We start from the raw sequence: 11,572 nt of genomic DNA on the forward strand, positions 1-11,572 counted from the left end.
GTATATCTGGACTTCCTCTTATATGAACTCGCTAAACATATTTTTGAGCCGCTCCATAATGCCTGGCTTGGCCGCTGCATCCTGCTGCGGTGCAGGGCTTGGCTTGCTCCGGCTGGCTGCCTTCTTGTTGCTGCCCGTGCTGTTGCCCCGGGTACGGTGGCGGCGGACCACATGATGCAGAATGCCCACGCCCCCGGTAAATCCAGGATCGCGAACGCCGATATAATCAGGCACAGCAATACGGACCGATGCGGCAAGCTCAGCCTGGGCCGCCCTTAGCACGCCCGGCATGGAGACAGTCCCGCCCGTTAGTATATAACCACCGGGAAGCTCGCTATAACCAAGCCGTTTCACTTCCTGACGGATCAAATGGAATATTTCCAGGACCCGCGGTTCGATAATCGCCGCGATATCTTCCTGGTTAAATTCTTTCTCCACGTTGCTTCCGATGCGCAGCACTTTGAATGCGACGTCGGATGCCGCGTCGTCAATCCAGGCGCAGCCGTACTTCAGCTTTACCTTCTCCGCCTGGTCGGTAAGCGTACGCAAACCGTAGGCGATGTCATTGGTTACGAATTCTCCGCCGACGGGAATCGTAGAGGTTGCACGCAAGGAACCTTCTTCGTATACCGAAATCGTAGACGAACCTGCTCCGATGTCCACCAGCACAGCGCCCATGGATTTCTCATCCTTGGATAGCGCAAGTCCGCCGGCTCCGAGCGACATCAGCACCAGATCCTTCACCTTCAGGCCCGACTTTTCCACACAGCGAAGCAGATTATGTATCGGCGTCTTCGCCCCTGTAATAATCGTCGCGTCCACTTCCAGACGAACGCCGATCATTCCGCGCGGGTCTTGAATGCCTTCCAGGCCGTCCACTATAAATTGTTTGGCGACAACATCGATGACTTCCCGTTCAGGGGGCAGCGCAATAACCTCCGCAGCCTTGATCACGCGGTCAATGTCGTCTTCACCGATTTCACGGTCTTCATTCTGCACAGCCACAACGCCATGACTGGACTGCAAGGCGATATGATTGCCGGAAATCCCGACGTAAACTTCGGATATTTGAATACCGACCATCTGCTCCGCATGCTCCACGGCGCTTTTGATCGATTGCACAGTCTGGTCGATATCGACGATCGCACCTTTGCGCATGCCTTCCGAATCGGCAGAACCAACGCCAATAATATTGAAGGTTCCATTGGTAACTTCCCCAATGATTGCCCGAACTTTGGATGTACCGATGTCCAAACTAACAATGATGTCATTGTTGCCCAAGCCCTATGGCACCTCCCGTAAATATTGTAATAGAATTTGATTCCCGTTCCGGGGAAACGTCTCTGTACATATTCAACATCCCTAATCTTTTCCCTCTTTTTTCTACAAATTTTTTGAATGGAATAATATTGCAGTTAAAAGACGTACAAAAGGCCTATTCGGGCAAACGCGCACCCGCAGCTGGAATCACTGGCACATGAGAAAATACATCCATTTCATAACTTCATCGCAAAAATTCGAAGAAAAAAGAGGGATACAGCTCAATGCCCGTAAATCCGATTGTAGCATTTTTCAGTTCCTATTAGTAGGGACTAATTACTCTTCTATTCTTCTTTATTATCGTTTTCTGTATCTGTCGGAAAGGGAACATAGGAGTCCGCTTCCAGCATCTTGATCAATCCAGGCTGCTCCGTTTCGATGATTTGATTAAGGTATTCCACTTTGTCCTTCAGCAGCGAAACCGCAGTAATGACTTCGAAATGCGACCGGGTATACAGCTTGATGCGGTCTGGAAAAGAAAGCGTCGGCGACGGGACGATCTCCGAGATATCCCCCGTCAGTTCTCCCGGTATTTCCGCGAGCGCCTTGCAGAGCTTGACCTTGTTCGGATCGTCCGCCTTCCAGTTCGTGAGAATCGGCTTCTCCACGGCTATGCCGGAATCGCCAACATCGACGGCCGCCCCGCTGGACAATATGGCTTTCAGCGCTCCGCCGTTATCCAGTTCATAGGCAACCGCCGGAAATTCCTGCACCGTGATGGTGACGTGGCCGGGAAACTTTTTCTGGACCGACGCTTCTTCAACCGTGTTCAGCTTTTTCAGCGCGGCCTCTACTCCGTTCTCGGAAACGGCGAAGAATTGCCCGCCGACTCTGATCCCGCTTGCATCCAGCACTTCTTCGCGGGTGGAATATTTCTCCCCTTGAATCTGAATGTCGGTTATCCGGCTGATCGACGAACGGAAAAAGATCACCGCCAGCAGCGCTGCAAACAGCAGCACCAGGATTGCGGTAATTTTGCGGCTCATTTTTTTGACAGGCTTGTCCTCTTTTAAGGAAGGCACTCGAGTTTTTGGCATGCGTTATCTCCGTAAATTAAGCCCTGTCTCCCGCCGCTGTTAACGAAGGAGACAGGGTGCATTAGTTGGCTAAATCAAGCGGGCCCGGCACCGGCACTTTGCGGCTGATTCGCGCACCCAGCTTCTGAAACAGCTTTTCGATTCCATCGTAACCGCGGTCGATGTGATGCGCCTGCTCCACCACCGTCGTCCCTTGCGCGGCAAGTCCGGCAATCACCAGGGCCGCGCCGGCTCTCAAATCGGTCGCTTCTACCGTGGCTCCGTACAAACGCTGAACGCCGCGGATAAACGCCCGGTTCAAATCCGTGGAAATGTCCGCCCCCATCCGGGCCATTTCCTCCACATGCTTGAAGCGTCCTTCAAAGACCGTTTCTTTGATTACGCTGAACCCGTCGGCCAGCGCAAGAAGCACCATCACCTGGGACTGCAGGTCAGTGGGAAACGAAGGATACGGCGAAGTGACGATCCGTTCCACGGCACGCGGACGGCCCATGCAGCTGACATTAATTATATCATTGCATACGGTGATTTGAACACCGGCGCGGCGCAGCACGTGAATCAGCGAATTCAGGTGGGTCGCATTTGTATGGGTCAGCGTGACGCTGCCCCGGGTTGCCGCCGCCGCGATCATCACCGTTCCGGCCACGATGCGGTCAGGGATCACTTCATACGTGCAGGCCGTCAGCTTGCGGACGCCGCGGATCGTAATCGTATCCGTTCCCGCCCCCATGATCTCTGCGCCCATCTGGTTCAGATAATTCTGCAAATCCTGGATTTCCGGCTCGCGCGCCGCTCCCGAAATCGTCGTCGTGCCCTCCGCCATCGCCGCCGCCATCATGATGTTCTCCGTTGCGCCGACGCTGGGATAGTCCAAATGGATGTCCGCTCCGGTAAGCTTGGCGGCCCGGCAGTGGATGCATCCGTTATTCTCTTCGATTTCGGTGCCCAGCAGCTTTAGACCCTCCAAATGAAGGTCTATCTTTCGTTCGCCGATCGCACAGCCTCCGGGCTGATAGATCGTGACTTCGCCGAATCTTGCAAGCAGCGGCCCCATCAGAAAAATCGAGGAGCGCATCTGGCGCATCAAATCCTCGGGAACATGGGATGTGGCAAGCATCGATGTATCGATGGTCACGGTTTCGTTCTCATGGGTTCCCCGGCAGCCCAGTCTCTCCAGGATGTTCAGCATCGTCTCGATGTCCAGCAGCTTCGGCACATTATGCAGTGAGTGAACTCCTTCGGCCAGCAGGCTTGCCGCCATAATCGGCAGGGCCGCGTTTTTTGCTCCATGGATACGAATGGTGCCGGACAGGGGAGTGCCGCCCTCAATCACCAATTTGTCCAATGTATCACCTCCGAGATTACCGCTCACCCACCACAGGCGCCTTCGGTGAAGGAAATCCGTGAAATGTGCGGGAGAGCCTCCCGCTTTCGCAGCTCACGGGCCGAACGCGGCGCCATTTGGGTGATTGTCACGATTATAGGAATATCCTATGTTCATGACCCCGGGTGTGTGACAATGGACGGCAAGAAGGGCGGATGAGGAGGGTAACGGCACGGTCAACCCTCGGAATAGTGAAAAAAAGGCTGGGCCATCCGCCGCTTACAACCGTAAGTAGGGAAGGCGGATTACCCCTTCCCTGCTGCTGCCAGCCGGCGCAGCTCATCGACGACGATTGCCGCGGAGTCGCGTTTGCCGAGGCGGCGTGACGCCTCCGACATCCCCGCACGGAGCGCTTCGTCGGTAATGATCCGCTGCACCGCCGCGTGCAGGCTCTGGCCGCTGAGATCCTTCTCCAGCACCACGACCGCTGCGCCTTCCGCCTCCAGCTGCCTTGCATTCGCTTCCTGGTGATTGTTCGTCACGTTCGGAGACGGAATCAGGACGGAGGGAATGCCCAGCGCCGTAATCTCGGCAAGAAAAGAAGCGCCGGCGCGGTTGACGATCAGCGACGTGCAGGCCAGCACCTCCGGCATATTGTGGATATACGGCAAAATATGCAGCCAGCTCGGCAGGTGGCCGAGCTTGGCGACGAGCGCCTTACGCGTGTCCTCGTAATAGGCTTCGCCGGTAACGTACACGTAGTGCGCCTTATTGTCCCGGCCGACGGCGGCGGCCATTTCAATCATCGCCTGATTGATCGCCCGCGCGCCTCCGCTGCCGCCGACGACCAGCACGACCGTGCTGCCGTCCGGAATGCCCAGCGAAGCGTAGCCGCGCTGCGGGGAGGCGGTCATGACCGTCGTTGCCCGGGGATTGCCGGTATAGATTACCCGTTTGCTGCCCGGGAAGGCCGACTCCGTGCCTTCAAAGCTGACGGCAACCGTATCGGCATACCGGCTTAAGAAGCGGTTCGTCAGCCCCGGAATCGCGTTCTGCTCATGAATGAGGGTCGGGATGCCCAGGCGTGAGGCGGCGTACACCACCGGCCCGCACACGTAGCCTCCGGTGCCGATGACGACGTCGGGTTTGAATTCCTTCAGCATTGCCTTGGAAGCCCGCACGCCCTTCAGAAAGCGCAGCACGGTCTTCACGTTGTCCATGGACAGCTTGCGCCGGAAGCCGGTAATGTCGATAGATTTAAAGGGGAGATTCTCCTGCGGGACCAGCTTGCTCTCCAGGCCGCGTTTGCCTCCGATATATAAAAATGCCGAGCCTTCCGCTTCCGCTTCCAGCTGTCTGGCGACGGCAACGGCGGGATAAATATGCCCTCCTGTGCCGCCACCGCTAAGTACGATACGCATAAACGATCACCTCGCGTGACGGGATAAATTCAGTAATATGCCGAGCGCCGTAAGCATCAGGGTCAGCGACGAGCCGCCATAGCTGATCAGCGGCAGCGTAATGCCCGTAACGGGCATCATGCCGATGACCACGCCGATATTGATGATGACCTGCACGGCCACCATGCACACGATGCCGACGGCAAGATAACTTCCGAACCGGTCGGGAAGACTCATCGCCACCCTCATGCCCCGCCAGATCAGGATCAAGAACAGGATCAGCACGATCAGTCCCCCGATAAATCCGAGTTCCTCGGCCAATATAGAAAAAATAAAGTCGGTCTGCGGCTCCGGCACATAGCTGTATTTCTGCCGGCTCATGCCCAGCCCGAGGCCGCCCAGGCCGCCCGGCCCGATGGCGTACAGCGATTGGATGATCTGATAGCCTTTGCCGAGCGGATCGGACCACGGATCGAGAAATGCCGTAATCCGCTGAAGCCGGTAAGGCGCCGCGGCGATCAGGCCGGCAAAGCCGGCGACGCCGAGGGCGCCGAGCGACATAAGATGCTTCATCCGCGCGCCGGCGGTGAAGATCATCATCAGCGCCGCACCGAACATCACGGTGCCGGTGCCGAGATCGGGCTGGAGCATAATGAGTGCAAAAGCCGAGCCGATCAGCGCCAGCGGGGGCAGCAGCCCGCGCGTAAAGGTGGAGATGTCGTAGTCGTCCTGTCCCAGCCATTTGGCGAGAAACAGAATCATCCCCATCTTCATGAATTCGGAAGGCTGGATACCGAACGAGCTGATGCCGAGCCAGCTCCGCGCGCCTCCGCGCACGACCCCGATGCCGGGAATCAGGACGATGATGAGCAGAAAAAAGCAAACGATCAGCGCCGGCCGGGCCAGCTTTTTCAGCAGCAGATAATCGGTATTTGCCGTGACAAACATCGCGCCAAGGCCAAGTCCGGCAAACAGCAGCTGCCGCTTCACAAAATAAAACGAATCACCATAATTGCGGAAGCCCAAAACAGACCCGGCGCTGTACACCATTACCATGCCGATCGCGAGCAGGGCCAGAATCGGGATCAGCAGCCATATATCGGGCGCATGACGGGTTTTGTTCATCTGGAGCACACCTCTTGCATCCGTAGTAGGGGCTTATCCACCCCCCTACTTAAAGGTTATGCACCGCCTCTTTAAAAATACGCCCGCGCTCCTCATAGGATGTGAACATATCCCAGCTGGCGCAGGCCGGCGACAGCAGTACGATATCTCCGGCTTCCGCCAGCGCGGAAGCTTCGCGTACGGCGGCCTCCAGGACGGCGGCGGCGCTATCCCCAGTATCGACCAGGGAAATGGTCTTTACACCCGCCAACTGCGCCACATGCGCCAGCTTGTCCTTCGTCTGCCCCAGCGCCACCATAGCCTTCACGCCGCCGAGGACAGGCAGCAGCTCCATGTAATCGGAGCCGCGGTCCAGTCCGCCGGCGATCAGCACCACCGGCTGGCGGAACGAGCCCAGCGCCATCGCCGTCGCCTTCGAATTGGTAGCTTTGGAGTTGTTGTAATAGGCAGCTCCGGCCTTGTCAGCGACATATTCAAGCCGGTGCTCGACGCCGCGGAAGGTTGCCAATACTCCGGCCAGCACTGCCGGGTCCGCGCCAGCGGCGATCGCGATGCCGCAAGCGGCCAGCGCGTTCTCGACATTGAAGCGGCCGGGCAGCACAATGGAGTCTACGTCCGCGATGACCGTCTCGCTTTCGCTGTAATCGCGGTAGATGATCTGCCGTTTCAGTCCATCCTCCACATCCGGGACATAGGAAGGACGCACGAAGATGCCCTGCACCAGCTCCTCGGTCATGGAGAACGGCAAAATGCCCGCCTTCACATAAGGCACCAGCTCGCGGCAGACCGGATCATCCCAGTTCAGCACCGCGGTATCGCCCGGTCCCTGATTGGCGAACAGTTTCGCTTTGGAGTCGATATAATCCTGCATGTCGCCATGGTAGTCGAGATGCGTTTCCGCCAGATTCAGCATTGCCCCGACCTTCGGCCGGAACTCTTGCGTCCCCTTGAGCTGGAAGCTGCTCAGTTCGACGACCAGCCAATTGCCGTCCGAGGCCTCCTGCGCCGCCTGGCAAAGCGGCGTACCGATGTTGCCGGCGACGATCGGATTCATGCCCGCCGCCTCCAGCATGCGGCCGACCCAGGTCGTCGTAGTTGTTTTACCGTTAGAGCCGGTGATGCCGATGATGGGTGCCGAGGTCAGCCTGTAGGCAACCTCCACTTCGGTCACCACTTCGATGCCCAGTTCAAGCGCGCGCGCCACCGGCGGCGCAAAATAAGGGATGCCCGGATTTTTGACCACAAGGCGAACGCCTTCATGAATCAGTCCGTCCGGGTGTCCCCCGCAAATAACAGAAATGCCCAAAGCCTCCAATTCGGAAGCTTCGGGACTCTGATCTCTTTCTTTTTTATCGTTGACCGTCACTATGGCGCCATGCTCATGCAGCACCTTGGCGACCTGGACGCCGCTTTTGGCCAGCCCCAGGACGACAACTTCTTCCCCACGGTACGAATCCGGATGTCTCATTGCTACAACCCCTTGCTAAGATATAGTCCGATGGCCGCAAGCACCACGCCGACCAACCAGAATGAAGTGACGACGCGCCATTCCGACCAGCCCCCCAGCTCAAAATGGTGATGGATCGGGCTCATGCGGAAAATCCGCTTGCCGCGGCTTTTGAACGAAGCAACCTGCAGGATGACCGACAGCATTTCGATGACAAATACGCCTCCGATGACGACGAACAGCAGCTCCGTTTTGGTGACGATGGCGATCGCCCCGATAACGCCGCCGATGCCGAAGGACCCGAAGTCGCCCATAAACACTTTCGCCGGATGGGCATTGAATACAAGGAAGCCGAGCACTGCTCCGATCATCGCCGCCGCACTGACGCCGGCTGCAATCGAAGTCGCCTGCATCGCCACTACTGCAAAGGCGGCCAGCGCGACCGCACTGACGCCGGACAAAAGTCCGTCCACGCCGTCGGTGAAATTCACGGCGTTCGTGACTGCCATCATCATCAGAATAATGAACGGATAGTAGAACCATGGCCCCCAGTCGAAGTCGGCGCCCGTTCCGGGAATGCTGATTCCGGTATCATGGCCGGCGTGGATCAGGATGGCGCACAGCGCAGCTCCCACAACGAGTTGCCCGAGCAGCTTCTGGCGGGGCGTCAGCCCGAGGGAACGCTTGAAGACGATTTTGATGTAATCGTCGAGAAAACCGATCAGGCCGTAGCCCAGAGTAGAGACAAGCAGCACGTAAAAGTTCGAATCCACCACGGAAAATTTCAGGAACGACAAGGTGAAGGCGATCATAATGATGATCCCGCCCATCGTCGGCGTTCCCGCCTTTTTGAGATGGCTTTGCGGTCCGTCGTCGCGCACCTGCTGGCCGAATTTCAGTCGGCGCAGCAGCGGAATGAACAAAGGAGCGGCAATGACCGCAAGGATAAAGGAAACGGCGGCTGTCAGTAGCAATAGTTGATAATCCATGGGTACACCCCCTCCGTCAATGTTGTCCCGCCGGGGACGCATCGTCCAGACGATGCAGCACTTCCTCGAGGCGCATGCCCCGGGAAGCCTTGAACAAAATCATATCTTTAGCGCCGCAGCGCGCTTTGAGTTCGGCGGCCAGCGCTTCTTTATCGGTAAAAGCAAACACGCGTTCCGGACCGAACCTTTCGGCAGCCGTTCCGGCGATGGAAGCCGCCAGCGGCCCGTACGTATATACCGCGTCGACCCGCGCGGGGTCGAGATAACGGCCGATCTCCTGGTGGAACCGCACTTCGTCCGGCCCGAGTTCCAGCATGTCCCCCAGCACGGCGATTCGTGCGCCGGCATTTTTGCCGGCCTGCAGAACATCGATTGCCGCCTTCATCGAAGTGGGACTGGCATTGTAGGCATCGTTCAGAAGCGTCAGGCCGGAAGCGGTCGTGATGACTTCGATCCGCATGCCGGTCAGCTTCAGCCCCCGGAGCCCTTCGGCGATTTCTTCATCCCCAACGCTGAAATGAGCGGCAACCGCCAGCGCAGCCAGAGCGTTAATAACGTTATGGCTCCCCGGAAGAGGCAGCGAGAACGCCTGCTCCGCGTGCCGGTATGACGTAAACGTCATGCCGCCGTCATGGTTCATCAGGCCGGTCGGATAATCGTCGTTGCCTTCGGCATGGCCGAACCGGAAGGTTCGCATGCCTTCCGGCGCCCGGAACGACGGCTCGCCCATCACTTCCGCGAGGAGCGGTTCATCGCCGTTGTAGATCAGCAGGCCGCCGGGCTTCAAACCTTCGGCGATCTCCAGCTTGGCGCGCGCGATCTCTTTGCGCGAGCCGAGCTGCAGCAGATGGGATTCTCCGATATTCGTGATGACTGCCACGTCAGGCGGCGCCAGCCGGGCCAGGAGGGCAATTTCGCCGCGCGAGCTCATGCCCATCTCCAGCACGGCGATCTGCGTATCTTCCCGCATCGAGAGAAGAGTCAGCGGCAGGCCGATATGGTTATTGAAGTTGCCTTGCGTTTTATGCACTTTGTAGGACTTCTCAAGGACGGCCGTAATCATGTCCTTCGTAGTGGTCTTGCCGTTGCTGCCCGTCACGGCCACCACATGCGGCGCCAGCCGGGCCAGGTATGCCGATGCCAGGCGCTGGAGCGCAGCCAGCGTATCGTCGACCATCAGCACGGCGCCTTCCGGCGCGCCGTCCCTGCCGCGCTGCCACAACGTGGCCGCAGCGCCCTGCTGCAGCGCTGCCGCCCCATAGTCGTGGCCGTCGAAGCGTTCGCCGGCCAGCGGGACAAACAGGCAGTCCGCGGTTATTTTGCGGGAATCGGTCACGACTCCGGATATTCGGGTATGAAGATCAGCCGCCGGAGAAAGCTCTCCTCCGCACATGGCGGCGATTTCGGACAATGTTCTTGTTATCACTGGCTTCGGCCCCTTATCACTTCTTTGGCGACCAGACGGTCATCGAAATCAAATACCTTTCCGCCGATCAGCTGGTAGGTTTCATGCCCCTTCCCCGCAATCAATACTACATCGGCAGGGCTTGCCATTTCAACCGCTTTGCGGATCGCATCACGCCGGTCCGGAATCATTTCGTACCGTGCCGGGTCCACGCCGTCTTCCACCAGTCCCGCTTCGATATCCTTCAGGATCAGCAGCGGATCTTCCGTCCGCGGATTGTCGGAGGTGACGATCACGCTGTCGCTGTATTTGGCGGCGATCTTGCCCATCAGCGGGCGTTTCGTCCGGTCGCGGTCTCCGCCGCAGCCGAACACGGTCAACACTTTGCCGGTGGCGAATTCCGTCACGGCCCGCAGTACGTTTTCCAGGCCGTCCGGCGTATGGGCATAGTCCACGATCACCGCAAAATCCTGTCCTGCGTCCACCGATTCCACCCGGCCGGCGACGCCTTCCACCGCCTCAAGGCTGGCTTTGATCTCTGCAAGCGGCACATCCTCCAGCAGCGCGGCGGTCAATGCGGCAAGGGCATTGTAGACATTGAATTTGCCGACCATTTTCAGCGAGATATCGGTCTCCCCTTTAAACGTCTCCACATGGAAAAATGTTCCTTTTGCCGTAATGGAGATTTGCGATGCCCGGACATTCGCCGGCTTGTCGATTCCATATGTAATGACCTCGGCTGCAGTTTGCGCGGCAAAGTATTCGCCGGCCTCATCGTCCGCGTTCAGCACGGCATACTTGCGTTCTTCCTTCCAAGGCGAAGTCACGTTGCCCAGCCGGGAGAAGAAAAGCGCCTTTGCGGCCCGATACTCTTCCATCGTATGGTGATAATCCAGATGGTCCTGAGTCAAATTGGTAAAAATCGCGGTCCGGTAATCGGTCCCCTTCACCCGGCCCTGTACCAGGGCATGCGAGGACACTTCCATCACGCAGCACTGCACGCCCTTCTGGGTCATATCATGCAGCGAGCGCTGCAGCTCCAGCGATTCCTGCGTCGTGCCGGACATCGGATAATCCTGGCCGTCGTAGCGCATCTGGATCGTACCGATCAAGCCGGTCTTGATGCCGTGGTCTTCCATGATCCGTTCGATCAAATAGGTGGTTGTCGTTTTCCCGTTCGTGCCGGTCACGCCGATCATCTTCATCTTGCTGCTCGGAAAGCCGAAGAAAGCGTTGGACATGACCGCCATAGCATAACGGCTGTCGTCCACGACGATCTGCGGCAGCTCCACGTCAAGCCGCCGTTCGCAGACCAGCGCGGCCGCCCCGCTCGCGGCCGCCTGCGAGGCATAATCATGCCCGTCGACCGTATGACCCGGCAAACAGATGAAGATGTCCCCGGCCTTGACTTTGCGCGAGTCGATCTGCAGGCCGGAAATTTCGGTCTCTCCGTCCCCGTACACCCGGGCGGTTGCCAGACAGGCGCTTAATTCACTAACTTTCATAACCATCCCTCACTCTACAT

General features: G+C 58.0%; 9 protein-coding genes. All 9 read right to left on the reverse strand.

Annotated features, from left to right (window positions below; genetic code table 11):
* Positions 1-18 precede the first annotated feature (18 nt).
* Positions 19-1,281, reverse strand: coding sequence for a cell division protein FtsA (gene ftsA / locus BMW84_RS10230; RefSeq protein WP_091067359.1), 1,263 nt, complete (start codon positions 1,279-1,281; stop codon positions 19-21).
* A gap of 323 nt (positions 1,282-1,604) precedes the next feature.
* Complete coding sequence (locus tag BMW84_RS10235) at positions 1,605-2,357, reverse strand: cell division protein FtsQ/DivIB (protein WP_091067362.1); 753 nt, start codon at positions 2,355-2,357, stop codon at positions 1,605-1,607.
* 61 nt (positions 2,358-2,418) lie between these two features.
* Positions 2,419-3,702, reverse strand: a complete 1,284-nt coding sequence (murA, locus tag BMW84_RS10240) for a UDP-N-acetylglucosamine 1-carboxyvinyltransferase (protein WP_091067364.1) — start codon at positions 3,700-3,702, stop codon at positions 2,419-2,421.
* Positions 3,703-3,986: 284 nt separating this feature from the next.
* On the reverse strand, positions 3,987-5,102 hold the full coding sequence (gene murG / locus BMW84_RS10245) for an undecaprenyldiphospho-muramoylpentapeptide beta-N-acetylglucosaminyltransferase (RefSeq protein ID WP_091067366.1): 1,116 nt from the start codon (positions 5,100-5,102) through the stop codon (positions 3,987-3,989).
* A gap of 6 nt (positions 5,103-5,108) precedes the next feature.
* Complete coding sequence (spoVE, locus tag BMW84_RS10250; protein ID WP_091067369.1) at positions 5,109-6,206, reverse strand: stage V sporulation protein E; 1,098 nt, start codon at positions 6,204-6,206, stop codon at positions 5,109-5,111.
* A 49-nt stretch (positions 6,207-6,255) separates the two neighbouring features.
* Positions 6,256-7,674 carry a UDP-N-acetylmuramoyl-L-alanine--D-glutamate ligase gene (murD, locus tag BMW84_RS10255; RefSeq protein ID WP_091067372.1) on the reverse strand — a complete coding sequence of 473 codons (1,419 nt, stop codon included), beginning with the start codon at positions 7,672-7,674 and terminating at the stop codon, positions 6,256-6,258.
* A gap of 2 nt (positions 7,675-7,676) precedes the next feature.
* On the reverse strand, positions 7,677-8,642 hold the full coding sequence (gene mraY, locus BMW84_RS10260; RefSeq protein WP_091067374.1) for a phospho-N-acetylmuramoyl-pentapeptide-transferase: 966 nt from the start codon (positions 8,640-8,642) through the stop codon (positions 7,677-7,679).
* A 16-nt stretch (positions 8,643-8,658) separates the two neighbouring features.
* Positions 8,659-10,068: a UDP-N-acetylmuramoyl-tripeptide--D-alanyl-D-alanine ligase gene (gene murF / locus BMW84_RS10265; RefSeq protein ID WP_091067377.1), complete on the reverse strand. Its 1,410-nt coding sequence runs from the start codon at positions 10,066-10,068 to the stop codon at positions 8,659-8,661.
* On the reverse strand, positions 10,065-11,552 hold the full coding sequence (locus BMW84_RS10270) for a UDP-N-acetylmuramoyl-L-alanyl-D-glutamate--2,6-diaminopimelate ligase (RefSeq protein ID WP_091067380.1): 1,488 nt from the start codon (positions 11,550-11,552) through the stop codon (positions 10,065-10,067). Before BMW84_RS10270 ends, murF begins: the two co-directional genes overlap by 4 nt.
* Between the last annotated feature and the right edge of the window lie 20 nt (positions 11,553-11,572).

The organism is Paenibacillus sp. NFR01, assembly GCF_900111565.1.
Taxonomy (GTDB): domain Bacteria; phylum Bacillota; class Bacilli; order Paenibacillales; family Paenibacillaceae; genus Paenibacillus_AQ.